General features: G+C 66.8%; 5 protein-coding genes. All 5 read left to right on the top strand.

What is annotated here, in order from left to right:
• Positions 1-11: 11 nt before the first annotated feature.
• From FNU76_RS21610 to FNU76_RS21630, 5 genes are read left to right on the top strand one after another with little or no spacing between them, the layout of a single operon-like run.
• Positions 12-5,063, top strand: a complete 5,052-nt coding sequence (locus tag FNU76_RS21610; protein WP_223879130.1) for an acyltransferase domain-containing protein — start codon at positions 12-14, stop codon at positions 5,061-5,063.
• The gene (locus tag FNU76_RS21615; RefSeq protein ID WP_144280122.1) at positions 5,056-8,160 is read left to right on the top strand and encodes a serine hydrolase; all 3,105 of its coding nucleotides are present in this window, start codon (positions 5,056-5,058) and stop codon (positions 8,158-8,160) included. The genes FNU76_RS21610 and FNU76_RS21615 overlap by 8 nt, the downstream gene beginning before the upstream one ends.
• A complete protein-coding gene (locus FNU76_RS21620) occupies positions 8,150-14,539 on the top strand; it encodes a non-ribosomal peptide synthetase (protein ID WP_144280123.1) in 6,390 nt (2,129 codons plus the stop codon). The genes FNU76_RS21615 and FNU76_RS21620 overlap by 11 nt, the downstream gene beginning before the upstream one ends.
• Positions 14,532-17,210: an AMP-binding protein gene (locus tag FNU76_RS21625; protein WP_144280124.1), complete on the top strand. Its 2,679-nt coding sequence runs from the start codon at positions 14,532-14,534 to the stop codon at positions 17,208-17,210. The genes FNU76_RS21620 and FNU76_RS21625 overlap by 8 nt, the downstream gene beginning before the upstream one ends.
• Positions 17,111-20,833, top strand: a complete 3,723-nt coding sequence (locus tag FNU76_RS21630; protein ID WP_144280125.1) for a condensation domain-containing protein — start codon at positions 17,111-17,113, stop codon at positions 20,831-20,833. Before FNU76_RS21625 ends, FNU76_RS21630 begins: the two co-directional genes overlap by 100 nt.
• Positions 20,834-20,837 lie beyond the last annotated feature (4 nt).

Here is a 20,837-nt window from a genome sequence, read left to right on the forward strand (position 1 = left end):
CGGTGTCGTCCTTGCCGCAGTTGCTGCCGCTGTCGGCCGCCAGCCCGCAGGCGCTGGCCAGCCTGGTCGCCAGCTGGTCGGCCCAGCTCGCGCTCGCCCCGCTCGATCAAGCCGATATGGGCCGCATTGCCGCCCAGCTGGCCGGACAGCGGCTGGCCTACCCCAGCCGGGCGGCCTTTATTGCCGGCGATGGCGCCGGCTGGCAGCAACAGCTGGAGGCCTGGTCCCTGCTCGATGGCGCCATCACGCCACGGCAGGGCCAGGTCTGGCTATTCCCCGGCCAGGGTTCGCAATCGCCCCGGATGGGCCTGTTGCTGGCCGAGCGCTTTCCGGTTTTCGGCGAGCGCTATCTTGGCTTGCTGGCGCAGGCCGAGCAGTTGCTGGCCTTGGCGCCCGGCTATCTGGTCGACTGCGTTCGCCAACCCGAGCAGCTATCGACCTTGCAGTTGCAGCCCATCCTGTATGCGCTGCAGACCGCGCTGGGACTTTGGCTGAGCGAACTGGCCGGTCCACCGGACGGTGTCTGCGGCTTCAGCCTGGGCGAGTTCGCCGCGGCGGCCGTGGCGGGGGTATTCAGCCCCGAAACCGGCATGGAGCTGGTGGTGGCACGGGCGCGCCTGATGGAATCGATGCCGCGCGGCGCCGTGTTTGCCGCCAGCCGCAAGAAGGGTTTCGACGGCGAATTTCCGGCCATGCTATGGCGTATCGCCGAACTCAGCCCCAGCAGCTGGACGCTGGCGACGGCTGAAGCCAATGCTGCCGAGGTCGAAGCCTGGCTGGACCGCGAGGGCTTTACCTTCCGCCGGGTGGCGGTCTCCCATGCCTTCCACACCCCGCTGATCGAGCCCGCCGCCCATGCCTTTGGCGAGGTGCTGCGCCGCTACCCCTTGCAGCCGGCCCGTTGCGCCATTTATTCCACGGCCTTGGGCCGTAAGCTGGCCGCTACCGATATGACGGACCCCGGCTACTGGGTCAGCCAGATGCTGTCGCCGGTACAGCTGGGCGCTGCCCTGCGGGCGGCCGAAGACGATCTGCCGGCCGGTTTCTATATGCAGATTGGCGCCGGCGCCGATCTGTTGCAGAACGCCCGCAAGTGGTTGGCGCTCGCACCCGAGCGCTTGCTGCCCACGCTCGGCAGCCAGGGCGCCGAGCAGGAAGTCGCAGCCAGCCTGCAGTGTCTGGCGACGATCTGGAAGAGTGGCGGTCAGCTCGCCTGGCCTAAGCTCCAGACAGCCGGCGCCAGCGAGGCGCCGCGCGCGCACCTGCCGGGCCATGCCTTCGAACGGCGGGTTTGCCCGCCGCTGGCCGGCGCTGCCACGCCCGGCAAGACCGTGGCCTCGCTCTACTTCGGCGAACATCTGCACGGCATGGAATGGGCGCCGCTGGCGCCGGCCCGGCCAGCCGCCTCGACCGGTGCGGCGCCGGCGACCTGGTTGCTGTGCCGCCAGGCCGGCGAGCGTGAACGGACCTTGCTGGCCGACCTTGGCCGCGAGTCCGGCAGCCACATCGTCGAACTCGGCGACTGGGACGGCGACTTCAACCAGATCGACGGCGAACTGCAGGCGCGGCTCGCGCAGCTGGGACTGGTGTCGTCGCCGGCCATGGACATGATCGTGACCAGCCTGCTCGACGAGCTGGACGCGCGGCAGGCGCAATTCTGGGCCTTCTGGCTACCGCTGGCGCTGGCCCGCTGGAGCGCGGCACAAGCCGTCGCACCCAGCCTGCGCCTGCTGTTCCCCGCCAGTGGCGTGGCCGGCTGGCAGGCGAGCGAGCAGGTCGATGCGGAAAAATCCCAACTACTGGGCCCGCTGCAAATCATTCCTGAAGAGTTTACGGATCTCCGTGCCCTTTGCCTCGATATCCTGCCGGCCGAAGCGACCGGCGCCGCCATCGCCAAGGCCCTGCAACCCTTGCTGGCACAGGGCTGGCAGGGTGGCCAGCTGTACGGCTACCGCCAGGGCGGCTATTGGCAGCGCCAGGTGGGTACCCGGCTGCAGCAGCAGCCGCTGGACCGCACGCTGCCGGCCTTCAGCCGGCAGAGCAGGGTGCTGATTACCGGCGCCAACGGCGGCATGGGCCGGGCGATCGCCCGCCATCTGGCCGAGGTTTACCGCTGCACCCTGTTGCTGCAGGTACGCAAGCCGCTGTCGCCCCGGTCCGACTGGCCGGCACGGATCGCCGCCGAGGGCGCGGATGCGGCCTTCCTGCAAGAGGTGATGGCCCTGGAAGCCGCCGGCAGCACGGTCATCGTGCTGGCGGCGGACCTCGCCGACGAAGCAGGCCTGGCCAAGGCGTTCGCACCGGTATTCCGCCTGGTGGCCGGCGGCAACCGCATCGACTATGTCTTTCATACCGCCGGCCGTGGCGAAGGCGCGATGATCCAGCTGCGCAACGAAGCCGAGTCGCTGGCCACGCTGGCGCCCAAGGTCACCGGGACCCGCTTCCTGTGCCGTAACCGCGAGCTGCTGGGCAATCCGGCCCTGCTGCTGTTCTCCAGCCTGGGCAATCTGCTGCCCAAGGAAAAGGTCGGCCAGGTAGCTTATGTCGCCGCCAATGCCTGCCTCGAAGCCTGGGCCGGGCAGGTCCGGCGCGAGGGCGGGCGGGCACTGGCGATCGCCTGGGATGACTGGGCCGAGTCCGGCATGGCAACGCGTTCCGCCCACCAGCTGGACCGAGCCCTGGGCCAGGCGCTGGAAGCCCCGGCTGCAGGCGTACTGTGGCGCGACCGCCTGCACGCAAGGCAAGACTGGTGGCTGGATGAGCACCGGCTTGACGGCACCACCGCCGTGATGCCGGCGATGGGCATGGTGGCGCTGGTCCGCAAGGCCTTGTTGGCTTCGCACCCGGCTCCTGCCACGCCGCTCAGCCTGCAGAACATTGCCATCGAGCAAGCCCTGGTCGCCGTCGAGGGTGCCGAACCCGATGTGGTGGTGAGCTTCAGCAGCGATTTCGATGCTTTCGAGTTGTACTCGGGCCATGGCGAATTCTCGCCGGGCGGCTGGCAGCGCCACGCCAGCGGCAAGGTCCGCCTCGCTGAGCCCCTACCCGCCGTGCCCGTGCTGACGGCACCGACCGACAGCCTGTTCCGTGCCGTCGATGGCGTGGGAATCAGCCCGAAGGCCGCACTGCAGTTCGGTCCACGCTGGCGCAATGTCGTGGCGGTCGATCGACTGGCGCCGGACGCCATTCTCAGCCAGCTACAGCTGCCGGCTGCCTACCAAGGCGAAGCCGCGGCCTGCGATGTGCACGTGGCCCTGCTCGACACCGCCACGCTGATCGGTTCGCCGCTGGATGAGGATGTGCAGTTCGCACCGGTTTCCATCGGCGGCTTTACCCGCTACGCCGCAATGACCGACCGCGTGCAAAGCCATGTGCAGGTGACGGACCTCGGCGGCAACAAGCTGCTGCAGGTAAAGATCTGCTCGGCAGCCGGTGAACTGCTGGTTGGCATCGATGACCTGCTGCTGGTCGATGCTTCGGCCGCGCTGCGGGATGCGGAAGTCCGCCGGCACGGCGTGATGCGCCTGGCGGCCGAGCCCGAATTGCGGGCGGACTTCCACTTTGCGACTCGCCATGAAGCCCGCCGCCAGCCCGGCCCGCAGGAAGTCGAAATCGAAGTCCGTGCGGCCGGCCTCAATTTCAAGGATGTGCTGATTGCAGTCGGAGTACTGCCGGAACCCACCGATCCTGCCATGACTTTTGGCCAGGAGGCGGCCGGCGTCGTTACCCGTGTCGGCGACGAGGTGACCGACCTCAAGCCGGGCGACCGGGTGATGTGCGCCGGCCATAGCTGTTTTGCCGAGCACGTGCTCATGCCCCGGCGAGTCGTGGCCAAAATGCCGGCCGTGCTGGGCTTCGGCCAGGCGGCCGGGGTGCCGGTGGCCTTTACCACCGCCTGGATCGCCCTGCGCTACGCCGGCAACCTGCGGCGCGGCGAACGGGTGCTGATCCACTCGGCGGCCAGCGGTGTCGGTATGGCGGCGATGCAGATTGCCCTCTACCTGGGCGCCGAAGTCTGGGTAACGGCAGGCAGCGAGGAAAAACGCCAGTTGCTATTGGGCATGGGTGCCCGGGGCGCCGCCAATTCGCGCAGCCGGGAATTCGGCGCCGCTTTCCGCCAGCAGCTGGGCGAGCGGCCGTTCGACGTGATCCTCAACGCCCTGGCGGGCGAGTTGCTGGAAGAGAGCGTATCGCTGCTGGCTCCGCAGGGCCGCTTCCTGGAACTGGGCCTGCGCGACATCCTGCAGAACTGGCAGCTGGGGCTGGGTATCTTTGCCGAGGGCGGCAGCTTCCATGCCGTGCAGGCAGGGGCCGAGCACCCAGCCTATGCCGCCGCCTGGGCCGAGGTAGCCGAGCTGCTGGCGCAAGAGGCGTTGCGGCCCATGCCCACCCGCGTCTATCCGGCCGGCGAGGTCGGCGAGGCGTTCCGCCATATGGCGCAGGGCAAGCATGTCGGCAAGCTCGTTATCGCCATGCCCGAGCGGACCGAGGCCCACGGCTTTGCCGCCAAGCTGCGCGAAGAGGGCTTGAGCGATGCCGAAGGCGTACGGATCGCGATGGCAATGGCTGCACTGGTACCCCAGCTGGCGGTGCCTTATGTCGCCGTATCGAAGCTGCCGATCGGCTTGGTGCTCGAAAAGCAGGCCGGCACCCGGCAGATGCTGTTTGCCGCCGGCCCCGCCGCAGCCGATGCAGCCGGAGCGGCCGAATCGCTGCAGGGCGCTGATGCCGACACCCTGCTGCAGGCCATGACGACCATGCTGGAAGGCTTTCTCGGGGTGGAAGGGTTGGATGTGGATGCCAGCTTCTTTGCCCTGGGGGCGACTTCGCTCGATCTGATCCAGTTCGCCAAGCGGCTGGAACAGCGCGTGGGGCGCGAGATTCCGGTGGCCTTGCTGTTCAAGGCGGCATCGCTGCGCGAGCTGAGCAAGGAACTCGCGCCGGCCGAGGCGGCCGAGGCAGCCGCCGCCGCGCCAGCGCTGGACGACAAGCGGCGCGCGCTGCAGGCCCGCCGCAAGCTGCGCGGCGCCGGCACCCGGCAGGAGAGCGAAGTCGATGAATAAGCTTCGTTTGCAGCACTTTCTTGCACTGCTGCTGGGCTGCTGCCTGCACGTGGCGGCGGCTCCCCAGCCTGTCGCCGACCCGGACCGGCTGATCGGCGAGTTGCAACAGCGCTGGGATGCCTCGCAGGTGCCGACCGGCGGCCTGAGCCTGGTCGTCGGCGACCAGGTCCGCAGCCTGCGGCTTGGCCGGGCCGAGCCCGGTGCCTTCGAACTCGCTTCCTGCTCCAAGGCGGTGACCGGCCTGTTGATCGCCGTGCTGGAAGGCGAGGGTAAGCTCAGCCGCGACGACGCCGTCACCCGCTGGCTGCCCGAACTCGCCGCCAACCCCAAGTCCGGCTACGGCAAGGTAACGCTCGGCCACCTGCTGTCCCACACCAGCGGTATCTCCGAGCACACGCTCGATCTGCTGCGGCCCGCCGGCAGCGCCGATGCGTTGTCGCAATTGCCGACCCTGCTCAAGGATGTGCCGCTGGCACACCCGGTCGGCAGCAAGGAAGAGTACGCCACGCTGAATTACAGCCTGCTGGGGCTGGTGGCCGAACGGGCGGCAGGCAAGCCGTTTGCCGCCCTGCTGCGGGAAAAGGTGTTCCTGCCGCTCGGTATGCCGCAGACCTTCGTCGATGGCGACCCGGTCGGGGCACAGGTCTCTCGCATCGCCGGCTACAAGATCGGCTTTGGCAGCGCCCGGCCTTATCCGGCGCCGCGCTACCGGCAGAACACGCCGGCGGGCTACGTGGTGAGCACGCCCGAGGACATGGGGCGCTGGTTGCAGTTCCTGCTGCGGCCGGTACCGGCCGGCGATGCGGGGCTGGCTGGCCTGTATGCAGCCCGCGAGCGGGCCAAGCAGCCGCATGCGGCCGCCGGTGCCGCCGGCTATGCCTATGGCTGGGATGTCGAACCCGGCCAGACCACCAGCTGGAGCCACCCCGGCCAGAACCCGGACGGTGGCGCCTATGTGGCCTTCGACCCGCAAACCGGCGTGGGCGTGGCCTTGCTCGGCAACAGCAACAGCCCCCAGGTGATCGAGTTGGGCCGTGCCGCCTTCGAGCAATTGCGCCATGGTGCCGCCCAGCCGCTACCGCAGAAATTGGCGGCGGATAGCGGCGACCGTGCCGCCAGCGTACTGACCGTGCTGACCTGGCTGACGGGCTTAGCCCTGGGTCCGCTGTGGTGGCTGTGCCGGCGCCGCACCACCGCGCCTGAGGAGGGCGGCGATCTGGCCAGCCGGATGGAGGCCAGCATCATCCGCGAGAGCCTGGTGCAGTCGGCCAGGAAGGAAAGCGGCCTGGCCTTTGCCGGCCGCATGCTGGCGCACAATCTGGCGCTTGGGCTGCTGCTGGCCACGGCACCGCCGCTGGCATGGGGCTTGGGCTGGACCAATATGCTGGTGTGGGGGCCAGCCAGCCTGCCGTTCGCGGCCGGCGGGCTGGTGTTCCTGACCAACGCGGTCAGCCTGTTCTTCTTTCTGGCCGCACGCCAGAGCGAACGTTTCGACAGCCGAGTGTTCTCGACGCTGATGGTGGTCAGGGTGGTGGGCTTGACCCTGGTATCGGGCCTGCTCAACTCGGCTTTGATCCTGTGCATCCTGCAGGCGATCGACGGCGGCCAGGTCAATCTCATCGCCAGTGCCGCTTTACTGCTGTGCTGCGTCTATTTCTATATCGCCTGCCGCAAGGCGGCCGAGCAGCAGATCATGCACTTTGGCCACGCCTTCGTGCAGGGCTGGCGGATGGAGATCGTCCGCCGCCTGCTGGCCGCCGACTATCGCAGCCTGGAACAACTCTCGCCGGGCAAGATCCAGTCGGTGGTCGGTGAAGACTCGCAGGAACTGGCCAAGAGCGTGCTGGCCTTCGTGCCTTTCTTCACCAATCTGTTGACCATCATCTTCCTGTTCGCCTACCTGATGATCTTCAAGTCGCTGGTGGCCACGGCCGTGCTGCTGGCCTGCGTGGTGCCGATGATCATCCTGTACCACTTCGTGTCGGAGCGGGCCGACCACATCATGCCGCAGGCTTTGCAAAGCCGCAGCGAGTTCATGGATACGGTCGAAGACCTGCAGAAGGGCTACAAGGGCTTGCGGCGGGACGTGGTGCGGCGGGCTTTCTACCAGCATGCACTGGCGGTATCGGAGCGTTTCAAGCAGTTCCGCATCCGTTACGACCAGGGCTTCCTGGGGGCCTTCTTCGTCGGCGAATCGCTGCTGACCGTGTTGTTGGTGGCGGTGGCCCTGGTCTTCCCCTTCCTGATCGCCGGCTTCGACGGAGCGGCCGCCCGCGAGTACCTGATCATCCTGCTGTACCTGATCGGCCCCCTCAACGGGGTGATGAGCCCCGTGCCCGAGCTGGTCAGGCTGCAAAGCCTGCGGCGCAGCATGGTCGCCTTCCGCCAGTCGATCCAACCGGCCGCCACCGGGCAAGCGGCGCAGCTGCCAAGCGTGGTGCGCACGCTCGAACTGTCGGCGGTACGTTTTCACTACCCGACCACCAGCGACGGCGAGAGCTTCGGCATCGGGCCGGTGTCGTTGCGGGCCGAGCGCGGCAAGGCTTATTTCCTGACCGGCGGCAATGGTTCGGGCAAGAGCACCCTGGCGATGATCCTGGCGGGCCTGTATGCGCCGGAGCAGGGCACCCTGAAGGTGGATGGCGCCGTGGTGTCCTCCGGCCAGCTGCAGGAGCTGACCCGCACGATTTTCAGCGACAACTGGCTGCTGCGGCGCGTCTACGACCCTGCCTTGCTGCAGGCGCGCGAGGCGATCAATCACAACATCGCCACCCTGGGCCTGGCCGACAAGACCGCGCTGGAAGCCGATGGCGCCTTTACCAGCATCCGGCTCTCTACCGGCCAGCGCAAGCGGGTTGCGCTGGCGATGCTGCTGGCCGACCCCAGCCCGGTCGTGGTGCTCGACGAATGGGCGGCCGACCAGGATCCCCGTGCCAAGGCTACCTTCTACCGGGAGTGGCTCCCCCTGCTCAAGGCGCAGGGCCGCATCGTGTTCGTGGTCACCCACGACGATGAGTATTTTGCCGAGGCCGACGCCCTGATCACCATGAAAAACGGTCAGATGATCGAATCACACAGAGAGAGCCATGTTTGTTAACCATTTGCTGGAAAACCATTCCGACCATGCCGGAGCCGACATGACGTCGCTGGGTGGGCATGCGTGGGTTCACGAGCAAATCGATGCCCAGGCAGCACGAACGCCCGACCGCCTGGCCGTTTCCTTCGGCGAGCAGGCCTTGACCTACCGGGAGCTCAGCGAGCGCAGCACGCAGCTGGCAGCCGTGCTTCGCCAGCGGGGCATCGCCCGGAACGAGCTGGTCGCCGTACTGGCCGATCGCTCGCTGGAGATGGTGGTGGGCTTGCTCGGCGTACTCAAGGCGGGCGCGGCCTATGTCCCCCTGGACCCGTCGCATCCGCCCGAACGGCTTGCCTATATGGTGCAAGACAGCGATGCCCGTATCGTGCTGACGCGCAAGGCCGAGCGCGAGCAGGTCGCATCCCTGCTGGGCGATGTGCTGCAAACCGTATCGCTGCTGCTGATCGACGATCTGCCGGCGATACCGGATGCGCCGCTGGAACCGGTCGCACTCGGCGGGGATAACCTGGCCTACGTGATCTACACCTCCGGCAGTACCGGCAAGCCAAAGGGCGTGATGGTCCAGCACAGCGCGCTGGCCAATTTCCTGCGCTCGATGGCACAGCGGCCCGGACTGGATGCAAGCGACGTATTGCTTGCCATCACGACCATCAGTTTCGACATTGCAGGCCTGGAACTGTGGCTGCCGCTGACGCAAGGCGCGCGCTGCCACTTGACGGACCGGGCAACGGTGCGCGACGTCGAACGCCTGATGCACTGCATCGCCCAGGTCAAGCCGACCATCATGCAGGCGACGCCCGCCCTGTGGACCATGCTGTTCCTGGCCGGATGGCGCAATGCCGAGGGACTGCGGGCCCTGTGCGGCGGCGAAGCCATGCCGTCGTCGCTGAAGCAGCGCTTTGTCGAAACCGGCACCCAAGCCTGGAATATGTACGGCCCGACGGAAACGACGGTCTGGTCGGCGATCGATCAAGTCCATCCGGATCGGTCGGTGTGCCTGGGCGAGCCCATCGCCGAAACCAGCTTGCATGTGCTGGACCAGGATCTGCGTCCGGTCGCCGATGGAGGCGAAGGGGAGCTTTGCATCGCCGGTGCCGGGGTTGCCATGGGCTATTGGAAGCGTCCTGAACTGACCGCGCAACAATTCATTCAGCACCCGCTGGCGCCGAACGGCCGCATGTACCGCACCAATGACCTGGTGCGCCTAGGGCCCAACGGCGCCCTGGAATACCTTGGCCGGCTGGACTTCCAGGTCAAGATCCGGGGCTACCGGGTGGAGCTGGGCGAGGTCGAAGCCCTGTTGATGCAACATCCCTCCGTACTCAATGCGGTGGTACTGACCCAGCAGGAACAAGCCGGCGGCAATCGCCTGCTTGCCTACGTGATCGCCTCGGCACAGGCCTTGCAACACCAGAGCGAAGCGGGCCTGCTGGATCACCTGCACCGCCATATGCAAAACAAGGCGCCGGATTACATGCGCCCGGCCGTGATTACCGTTCTCCCGCATTTCCCCTTGACCACCAGCGGCAAGATCGACCGCCGCGCCTTGCCGGCAATCGACCAGCTAGCTTACTCGGGCCTGGATTTCGAACCGCCCCGGACAGCGCCGGAACAGATGCTGGTCGAGGTGTGGGGGGAGCAGCTGGGGATAACCGGCATCGGCCGCAACGCCAATTTCTTCAATCTGGGCGGACATTCGCTGCAGATCGTCAATGTGATGCTGGCGCTGCGGCGGCGCGGCGTCATGGTCGAGATGCATGCCCTGTACAAATACCCGCTTCTGTCCGAACTGGCCTTGCAGTTGCCGGAGCCGACGGCGCAGATGGTCGGCGCGCCGGCCTTGCCGCAGGCGAGCGGTGCGCTGACCGCGCTCGATCCGGCCGCGCTCGCCGTGCTTGCCGAAAGCGTGCCGGGCGGGCTGGCCAATATCGAAGCCGCGGGTCCGCTCGGACCGATGCAGCAAGGCATGCTGTTCCATCTGCTGGCGCACCCGGAAGGCGATCCCTTCGTGCTGTGGCAAGTGGTGCGCTTTGCGCGCGAAGACTTGCTGCATGCTTGGCTCGATGCGCTGCGGGCGACCATCGCGCGCCATGCCGCCTTGCGGGTCGGCATCGTGCACCAGGGTCTGGCGCAAGCGCTGCAGGTGGTCTGGCGTACGGCGCCGCTGGTGGTTGAAACCCTGAGCGGCCCGGATGGCGTGCGTGAACTGCAACAACGCGCCCATGCCCCGCATAAGGATTTCGATCTTGCCCAGGCTCCGCTGCAGCGCTGTAGCTGGTGCCATGACCCTCAGTCCGGCCAATGGGTGCTGCTGCACCAGATGCACCATCTGGCCATGGACCATGCGACCGAGGAACTGATCCAGCAGGAAGTCGACCAGCGTCTGCTGGGCCGTCCCTTGGCCGAAGCCCCGCCGCTCGCGATTTTCGCGGCCCTAGCCGAGCCGGAGCCGGATCGGGCGCGCCGGCAAGCGGCACACAAGGCATATTTCGATGCCATGCTGGGCGGCTACGAGCCGATTCCCGCGCCGCTGGGGGCAAGCCAGGTGCTGGCCGGCGATGCGGTGGTGGTCCAGGCCCAACGTCGCCTGCCTGCCGCGTTGGCCGGCGGGATCCGGCAACAGGCGCGCGCGCATGGCGTCACGGTCGCGGCCATTTTCCACCTGGCCTGGGCCAAGGTACTTACCGGGCTGGGCGGACGCGACGACGTGGTATTCAATACCGTGCTGCTGGGTCGCCTGCAACTGGGCGAAGCGGCCCAGACCGCGCCGGGCTTGTTTATCAATACGCTGCCTATCCGTTTGCAGCTGGGTCAACACTCGGTCCTCGACTGCCTGTGGCGCACCCAGGATGCATTGACGCAGTTGATCGAGCATGAGCAGGCGCAATTGGCACTGGCGCAAAAATCGGCGCAACTGCCAGGCAATACCCCCTTGGCTACCGCCTTGCTCAACTTCCGCCACAGCGGTATTGAACGGATGCTGTCGGCCGAGCCATTTTGTGCGGACACGCCGTCGGCGGTGCCCGGCATCAGCTACTCGGGCGTCAACGATCGCACCCCTTATCCATTGGCGCTGAATGTCGATGATCTGGGCGACGATTTTGTCCTGAATGCCCAGGTCGAGCAGGGCCAGGATGCCCAGCGGATCGGCGACTGGGTCGAATCCGCGCTGCAATCGATTGCCGACGCGTTGGCCACGGCGCCCGGCAAGGTCGCCGGCCGCCTGATCGCCATGCCGGCAGCGGAACGCGAACAAATTTTGCACGGTTGGAACCTGACAGAGGCGGCCTTTCCCGCTCAGGCGTGTCTGCATGAACTGATCGAGGCCCAGGCACAGCGCACACCCGAGGCGGTTGCGCTTGAATTCGGCGAAAGCCGCTTAAGCTATGGCGAACTGAACCGCGAAGCCAACCAGTTGGCTCGCCACCTGGTTCAGGCTTATGGCGCGGGGCCGGATAGCCTGGTCGGCGTCTGTGCCGAGCGCAGCCTGGAAATGGTGATCGCGCTGCTGGCCGTACTGAAAGCCGGCGCTGCCTACGTACCCCTCGACCCGCACTATCCGGATGAGCGGCTCGACTACATGTTGCGTGACGCCGCCACCGTGGTGGTGCTGTCGCACGCGGCGATTCCAGCCGGCGCAGCCAGCGTGCTGGGCAGTTACAGCGCCCAGACCGGGGCCCGTGTGCTTGACCTCGAGACCGGTCGTGCGCATTGGTCAGGGCTGGATGCGAGCGATCTGCCCCGCTCGGCTAGCGGCGCCAGCCCAGACCAGCTCGCTTACGTCATCTACACCTCGGGCTCCACCGGCCACCCCAAGGGTGTGATGAACGCGCATCGCGGCGTCGTCAACCGGCTGGTGTGGATGCAAAAAGCCTATGGACTGACTTCGGCCGATGCGGTGCTGCAAAAGACCCCGTTCAGCTTCGATGTCTCGGTATGGGAGTTCTTCTGGCCCTTGATGTATGGCGCGCGCCTGGTCGTGGCGCGTCCGGAGGGCCACAAAGACCCGGCCTATCTGAGCGAAACGATTGCAGCGCGCGGAATTACCACCCTGCATTTCGTGCCATCCATGCTGTCGGCCTTCCTCGACCATGCAACAGTGCAAGCGGATACGCGCCTGCGCCAGGTGTTCTGCAGCGGCGAAGCACTGCCGGCGGCCAGTGTGCGCCGTTTCTTTGAACGCTTTCCAACGGTCGAACTGCACAATCTGTACGGTCCGACCGAAGCGGCCATCGACGTCACCGCCTGGGATTGCCGCCATGCGGCCCCCACCGGGGTCGTGCCCATCGGTTGCCCGATCGACAATATCCGCATCCATATCCTCGACGGTTGGGGCGAACCTTGCCCGATTGGCGTGGCGGGCGAACTGCATATTGCCGGCGTTGGGGTGGCCCGCGGGTATCTGGGGCGGGCCAAGCTGACCGCCGAGAAATTTATTGCCGATCCCTTCCACCCGGACGGCGGCAGCATGTACCGCAGCGGCGATCTGGCGCGCTACCTGCCTGGCGGTGCGATCGAATATCTGGGACGCAATGATTTCCAGGTCAAGCTGCGCGGCTTCCGCATCGAACTGGGTGAAATCGAGGCTGCACTGCAGTCCCATCCGGCCGTCAAGGAATGCCTGGTCTTGCTGCGCCAGGACCTGGGGGATGCACGGCTCGTGGCCTACCTCACGCCAGCGGCCGCCGAAACCGCCAGCGAGCAGTCGCTGCGCGAACATCTGCTGCTCAGCTTGCCGGCCTTCATGGTGCCCGGCAATCTGGTCTGGCTCGATGCCTTCCCCGTCACCGCGAATGGCAAGCTCGACCGCAAGGCGCTGCCGTCGCCGCACGCAATGGCCAACCCCGATGCCAGCGCCGCCACGCTGGCCGAAGGCACCCAAACCCGGCTGGCCGAGGTCTGGGCGCAACTGATCGGCCACAACGCCATCGGTCCGCAAACCCATTTCTACGAAGCGGGAGGGCATTCGCTATTGGCGGTGGCGCTGATGGCCGGCATCGGCCAGGCATTCGGCGTCAATCTCTCCTTGAGCGCCATCGTCGCCCACTCCGAACTGGCCGCCCAGGCCGCGCTGATCGACGCCGAACTGGCTCGCGGCGAGACGGCTGTTGCGGCAGCGGGACCGGCCGGCGATGGCCGGATTCGTGCGCTGCCGGTGCAAAAAGCCATCTTCAAGGCGATTCGGCTCGATCCGCATGATTTGTCCAACAACAGCTACCTGGCGCTGGCATTCGAGGCCGAGCCCGACCAAAAAGTGCTGCGCAATGTGCTGCAAGCGGTATTTGCTCGCCATGAGGGCTTGCGCGCCCGCTTCGTGCTGGATAACGACGAGGTGTATCTACAGCCCGCGCCGCGTTTTCTGTTCCGCTTGGAGAAGCGCCAGACGCTGGGTTCGCTGGAACAGGATCTGCGCGACTTCGTGCAGCCATTCTCGCTCGACGACGGTATCAATGTACGAGGCCGCTGGATCGGCGATGCCGCACAACCCTTGCTGCTTTTGAATATTTCCCATGCGGTGATCGACGGCTCGGGGATGACCCAACTGCTGGAAGAACTCGCCAGCGGTGATACCGAAGCACCCGCCGAGGCCAGCCTGAGCGCGTATTCGAGTGCCTTCCATGGTGCGCGCTTTGCCGGCTTGCGGCATGGCCATGCCGATTACTGGCAAGCGCGGCTGCAGGGCTGGCAAGCGGCTACGCCCCCCGCTGCGGCCGCCGCCCGCAACGGTAGCTGGCAATTCAGCCTGGATGGCATGCAGAAGGCGCAGATCGATGCGCTGGCCAGCAGCCTCAGGATCAGCCTGTCCGAATTTTTCATGGCGCTCTTCCTCAATCTCAAGGCCAGGCTGGAACAGTCGCCCGATCAACTCACCTCGATGATCTTCCACGGCCGCGACGAACTCGCCCAGCAGGCCGTGCTGGCGCCGCTGATGGCTGTTCTACCCGTGCGGGCAGCGGTGCCGATGAGCGGTTTGAGCGCGGCGGATATCGGCAACATCAGCCTCGCCGTACGCGAGGCTTGCCGCCACTACCTGTTCGACGCCGAAGCCCTCGCAGCGCGCTGCCCCGAGCTTGCCCACGATGCGCTGTTCGCACCCGCCTTCTTCGGCTACTTCCAGCGCGCGGGCTTTGCCGGCCATATCGCCGGCCAAGCGTGCCGGCAGCTGGAGACACCCGCCATCGGCGGCGCGCAAGCGCATTGGAAGCTGACGTGCGAAATCGCCGAACACGCCGGCGGATTCGATATCCGGCTGGAAGCACTCGGGTATCGCGCCACCGACGGCAACGCCGACTGGGAAGCGCTGTTCCGTTCACTGCTCGAAGAAGCGTTGGCAATCAATATCCGCACCACTGAGGCAGGAACCCCCAGCTATGCCTAAGCATGACCCCATCGCCCTCAATGCCCGCAAACAGGCGTTGAGGGATTTTATGCAGCAACAGGCCGCCCCCGAGTACCGGGACTGCCCCTTCTTTGCCGCCAGCGCCCAGCCAGGCGCAGCGGACGTACCGACGAAACTGACGTTCTTGCTGCCGGCCGCGCTCCATCAGCGCATCTTCAGCATGGCAGCCGCGTCGGCCCTGCATCGCCAGTCGCTGTTCTCGGCCTGCTTGAAATACCTCGCGTTCCTGCACTGCCGAGAGGCGGAAGGCGTGCTGGCCTGGCAAACGGACGGCCATTGCCTGCCGCTAGCCTGGAAGATCGATGCCGCCGATCTGGAGCAACCCGTCAAGCGCCTGTTCGGCAGCGAGCTGGCGCTGTGGCGGCAGGCGGCCGAATTGTGCAGCGGCTTGGCGGCGGATGTCCTCGCGGGCGAACTGGCGCCCATGCCCGAAGTATTGGTCGCGTATGCCGAGACCGGCGACCCGCTGGAAGGCGTGAAGCTGGCCGATTATCGATTGGCGATCGGCATCGCGGCCGGGCCCGAATCCACCCGCCTGCAGCTGTGCTTTGCCAAACAGCGGGTCGATGAAGAAATCGTCGGGCTGATCGCCGAGCGTTTCATGCTGCTATTGCAAGGCATGGCGGCGGAACCGGCGGCGCCCCTGGGTTCGATGGCCTGGGTGCCGGCAGCCGAGCAGGCACGTATCACCGCCTTGTCGAGCCCCATGCCGGCAGGCCCCTTGCCTTATCCCAACCTGGCCCACGCGATCGCCGCCGCGCTGCGCACGCGGCCCGATCGCCCGTTTTTGCAGGTGGATAAGCAATCCACCCGCTTTGCCGATCTTGCGCGCTATACCGATCACCTGCTGGCCGACCCGGCTTGGCCGGAATGGGATGCGCTGGGCGACTGCATCCTGATCGTCGGCCCCAAAGGGCCCGAAACCACCCTGGCCGCGCTGGTCTGCATGCGTATCGGCAAGCCGTTCTGCCTGCAGCCCGATAGCCAACCGGAGGCGCAGCTCGATAGCGTGATGGCGGTACATCGGACCCGCGTGGTGTTGCTGGAGGCCGGTTGCGCTGCGCTGGCAGGCTTTTTCGAGGCCAGGAACTGCCAGGTATTGCTGCTGCCCGCGCTGGATGAGGCCAACACGCCGGCCGGCGCGAACGCAGCCTGGCTGGAACGCGGCCTCGCGGTCGAAGCCGATGCCAGCCTGTGCGTGGTCATGACCTCGGGCAGCGAAGGCCAGCCCAAGGGCTGCATCGCCACCCACCGGGCCTTGCTCAACCTGGCGCAGGAAAAAGGCAGTTTGTATGGCCCCGGCCGGTCCCGCGTGGCATCGATGAGCAACCACGCGTTCGACTATTTCGTGCTGGAGTGCGTCGAAGCGATGCTGCTGGATGTCGAGCTGGTCCTGCTGCCGCAGGAAGCGCGGGTGGATGCCGTCAAATGCGTGCGCTTCCTCAGCGAACAAGGGATAGACCAACTGTTCGCCACCACGGTGTTGGCCGAAGACATCATGGCCCAGGGAGAAATCGCCGGATTCAAGCAGTTGTTCTTCGGCGGCGAGAGCCTGCGCAGCTTCAGCAAGCACAACTACCAGCTGTTCCATGTCTACGGCCCCAGCGAAACGGGCGTTTTGACCAGTTGTGCGCCGATACATGCCAACCACCAGCGCATCACCATCGGCAAGCCCATCGGCGGCTACCAGTGCGCCATCGTCTTCCCCGGCACGGTCGAACCTTGCCCGCTGGGCGTACCGGGCGAGCTATTGATCGGCGGGGCAGGGGTGGGACTGGGTTACCTCAACCGGCCGGACCTGACGGCCAAGTCGTTTATCGACGTCGATCAAACCGTGCTGCGCGGACGCTTTTACCGCAGCGGCGACATCTGCTGCTGGAATGCCGAGGGCGAGCTGGAAATCCAGGGCCGGCGCGATCGCCAGCTCAAGGTGAATGGCTTCCGGGTGGAGCTCGATGCGATCGAGCGTTGCCTGTGCGAGCTACCGGGCGTCAGCCAGGCGGCCGTGATCGGCCTGGCCGACCAGCTGGGCCATGCCCGGCTTGGCGCCGTCGTCGCGGCCGGTCCCGAGCTGGGCGAACAGCAGGTGCGGACCTTGCTGGCCGCCCGCCTGCCGGCCTATATGGTGCCGGGCCAGATCGCGCGGGTGGCGGCATTGCCGCTTAACCGCAACGGCAAGCTCGATCGCCCGCGCCTGAAAGCCCTGCTCAGCGAAGCCGCGGCCGAGGCGGTCGTGCCGCCACAGGGCGCCATCCAGAATTGGCTGGCCGCGTGCTGGGCCCGCACCCTGGAAATGGACTTGGCCGCTTTGTCGGTAGACCGCAGTTTCTTTGCCTTGGGCGGACATTCGCTGCGGGCGGCCCGCATGCTGGCCGAGCTGCAGCAGGCATACCAGGTCGAAGTACCGCTGCTCGAATTCTTCCGCAACGACAGCATCGCCAGCCTCGCCGGCTTGGTCGAAGCCCGGCTGGCCCAGCCGTCGGATCAGCCGGCCCGAGCTTTCAGCGATTGTTGGCGAGCGTGCCGGCGGGCGAGGCGGGGCGCGGCCCCTTGTCCTCGCAGGAGGCGCGCCTGTATGCGCAGTACCGCTTGTATCCGCAATCGCTGGCTTATCTGCTGGAAATGGCGATTCCCCTGCCGGCCGGGATAGCACAGGAAGCGGTGGCCACGGCCTTGCAGGCCTTGCTGGAGCGGCACGATATCCTGCGTACCCGCTACCGGGTCGAGGCCGACGGTACGCCGTATGCCGAAGTGCTGCCGGAACTGGCAGCCAGCGACGTGCTGGTCGAACCGGCGGCCTGGCCACTGGCACGGAACCAGCCCTTCGCGCTGGAAGAAGGGCCCTTGCTGCGCGCCTGTATGCAGACCGACGGGCAGGGCGGCTGCCTGCAGCTGCAGATCCATCACATCCTGGTCGATGAACCGGCCATGGCGACCCTGCGCGGGGATTTCGAACGGTTGCTGGACGGCGAAACCCTGCCGGCTACCGGCCCAGGCTACCGTCATTACGCACTGGCACTGGCGGAAGCACGCCGCCAGCCCTTGTGGGAGACGGCGCAGCGTTTCTGGCGCGATTACCTGCAAGGGCTGGCATTCGACCCATTCGGCCACGGCGCGGTGGAAGAGGGCGGCCGGATGGCCAGCCTGAGCTGGCAACTGAGCGCCGCCGAGCAGGCGGCCTGCCAGCGCGTGTGCGCCGAACTCAAGCTGACGCCGGCCAGCTTCTTTCTTGCCCTGTGGGGGCTGGTGGTGGCGCGGGAAGGCAGCAGCGACGCCTTTTCCATTTCGGTTGCCAATGCCTACGGTGCGCGGCAAGGGCTGGAGACGGTCGGCATGTTCGTCTCGCTCGTGCCCTGCAGCCTGCGTTTCGGCCGCGATAACCCGAGCTTCGCCGATTACGCACGGCAACTGGCGGATACGCAGTGGCAGGTAATGGAACAGCTGTTCTTCCCGGTCGAAGAAGTATTCCCGCTGCTGGAACCCGATCCGCGCCGGTTCGGCAGCAACCCCCTGCTCAATGTGGCCTACTCCTATCTGGAAGGGGGGGCGTCCGAGCCGACTGTCGCGACCGACAGCAATGGCGTCGAAGCACAGGGGCCGCTTAGCCTGGCGATCCAGCACGGCGACGGGCAATGCCGGCTGGCGCTGGAATACCAGCCAACCCTCTTCACTGCCGCCCGGATAGAGCGGCTGGCTGCATGCTGGCGCGAGTTGCTGCAGCAGCTGGCCAGCCATGCCCCGGCCGACTGGAAGGTGGACGATTGGGTGGGCGCCACGGCGAGCTTCCGTCCCGCTGTGCGGCATGAGTCCGGCCCCGCCATCGATGCCATCCTGCGGCAGAGCTTCCTGCAACTGGGCGGGCGGCCGGCTGTCATCGACGATGCGGGCGAACTGTCCTGGCAGGAGTTTGCCGCGCTGACGGCCGGCTATGTACAACGCCTGAACGTAACTAGCGTGCGGCGGGCACTGATCCTGGGCACGACCGGCCGTCAATTGCAGGCCTTCCTGGCCGCCTGCTTCCTGACCCGTACCACCTACCTGGCGCTGGAAGACGGCACGCCCGAGGCCCGGGTGGAGGAAGTGCGGCAGCACGCAGCGCCGGATCTGGTGATCGACACCGGCCGCGAAACCGTCACCCCGCTCGCCTTCGACTGGGCAGGGTTCGAGAGCGTCAAGACGCTGGCGGACAACCCGACCGGCTGGATCCTGTACAGCTCGGGCACCACCGGCCGGCCCAAGGGCATCTGCGTGGCCGCCGAGACCGTGGCCGCCTATCTGGCCTCGCTGGTCGAACGACTGCGGCTGCCGGCCGGCGTACGTGTCACCCAGCAATTCTCGCCCAGCTTCGACGGCTATCTCGAAGAAGTGCTGCTGGCCTGGGCCATGCAAGGGACCAGCCTGGTCGTCGACCGCTACAGCCTGCTGGACGAACGCAAGGCGCGCGCCTTCCTGCAGCAACGGCGGCCCGATGTCATCTCGGCGGCGCCGGCACTCCTGTCGGCATGGAACCGCATAAGCGATCTGCAGCCGCTTCCGCGCGTCTGCATCAGCGGTGGCGACTTCCTTGCGCCGGCCGACATCAACCGGCTGCGCGCGCATATGCAGATATGGAACAGCTACGGCCCGACCGAGACCTGCATTGCCGCCTCCATGCTCGATTGCAGCCAGGTCCAGGCCGGCGCTACGCTGTCGATCGGTACCCCGTTTGCCCACGTGGCCTTCTCGGTGGTCGATGCGGAAGGCCGCCGACTGCGGCCCGGCCAATGGGGTGAGCTGCTGATCCATGGCGACTTTGCCCGGCACGGCTATCTGGACGACCCCGAGCGGACAGCGGAACGCTTTGGCAGCGACGAAAACGGCTTTTACTTCCGTACCGGCGACATGGCGATGGCCGGCCATGATGGCCAGTACTTCCTGCGCGGCCGGATGGACGACAGCTGCAAGGTCCGCGGCAATTTCATCGGCCTGGGCGAGCTGGAAGGCAAGGCCAGCCAGTACCCCGGCGTGCTGGCTGCCGGGGCGGCCGTTGCCTGGCCCGGCATGGCCGAAGCCTGCCTGGTGCTGGCGGTGGAAGGCCAGCCCGACAGCCTGGGCGGGCTGCAGCAGCATCTGGCCCGCCACTACACCCGCTCGCACCTGCCCTCGGCGATCTTTCCGCTGGCCCAGCTGCCGCGTACCGACACCGGCAAGCTGGACCGGGCAGGCGTGGTGGCGCAGTTCCACGCTTGGCGCGAGCGGGCACAGCCGGTCTCCGGCGAAATCGAACAGGACGAGGACCTGCTTGCCCTGATGGCGTGCTGGCGCGATTGCCTGAATTACCAAGGCCCGCTGGGACGGGATGCCGACTTCTTCCTGGTGTCGGGTTCTTCGCTGAGCGCCGTCCGGCTCGCCGGCCAGATCGAAACCCGCTTCGGCGTGAGTTTCAGCCCGGTCGATGTCTTCCGCCATGCCACCGTTGCCGGCCAGCAGGCCTTGATCGCGGCGCGGCGACTGGGCGAATCGGCGGCGCCGGTCAGCGTGCGGCAGCTGAATGCCGATGTGGCCGGCACACCGAGCCTGATCCTGCTGCCGCCGGCACTGGGCGGGCTGCAGGAGTTGCAGGCGCTGGCCGACCGCTGGTCGGGCCAGGTAGCGGTATCGGTGCTGACATTGGCACCGGAAGCGGCCGAGGCCCTGTCGGAAGCCGCCTTCGAAACCGCCTTGCTGCAAACGCTACAGCCCTTGCTGGCGGCAGCCGGCAGACCGGTGTGGCTGGGTGGCTATTCGCTCGGGGCCGAGATGCTGGCGGCGCTGCTCGAGCGGCATCCGGCACTGGCCGATGGGATCGACAGGCTGGTGTTCCTCGATCCGAACCTCGATACCCGGCTGTTCGAGGGCCCCGGACTATTCGCCGAATTCATCGAGTTCTTCAGCGAGCTGGGCCAAGCCGAAGATTTGGGCGGGATGCTGGACGGTATAGCCGAAGCCAGCCTGCGCCAGCGCATGCCGGCGCTGTATCGCGAATGGCGCCAATACCGGCTGCAGCACGGCTTGCTGGCAGGCCGCAGCTTTGCGGCGCGGGTGCCGGCGCTGCTGCAAGCCGGCACGGCCGTGTCCGTGCTGCTGTCGGACGAAGCCGATGCCGCTGCAATGGCCGGCCTGCCTGCCGAGCTGGCGCGGAATGGTTGGCTGCGGCAGTTCGCCGGCAGCCACACCGGATTCCTGCTGGCCCTCGACGCCCAAGAACTGATGCATGACCACAGGGTAGCGGCGGACCGCTACTCGCTTGTTTAAATAA

The organism is Chitinimonas arctica (assembly GCF_007431345.1).
Classification (GTDB): domain Bacteria; phylum Pseudomonadota; class Gammaproteobacteria; order Burkholderiales; family Chitinimonadaceae; genus Chitinimonas; species Chitinimonas arctica.

What these genes read in the sequence shown, in the direction of transcription:
- FNU76_RS21620 (WP_144280123.1), top strand. Translation starts at nt 8,150, where the DNA reads ATGTTTGTTAACCATTTGCTGGAAAACCATTCCGACCATGCCGGAGCC.
- FNU76_RS21615 (WP_144280122.1), top strand. Translation starts at nt 5,056, where the DNA reads ATGAATAAGCTTCGTTTGCAGCACTTTCTTGCACTGCTGCTGGGCTGC.
- FNU76_RS21625 (WP_144280124.1), top strand. Translation starts at nt 14,532, where the DNA reads ATGCCTAAGCATGACCCCATCGCCCTCAATGCCCGCAAACAGGCGTTG.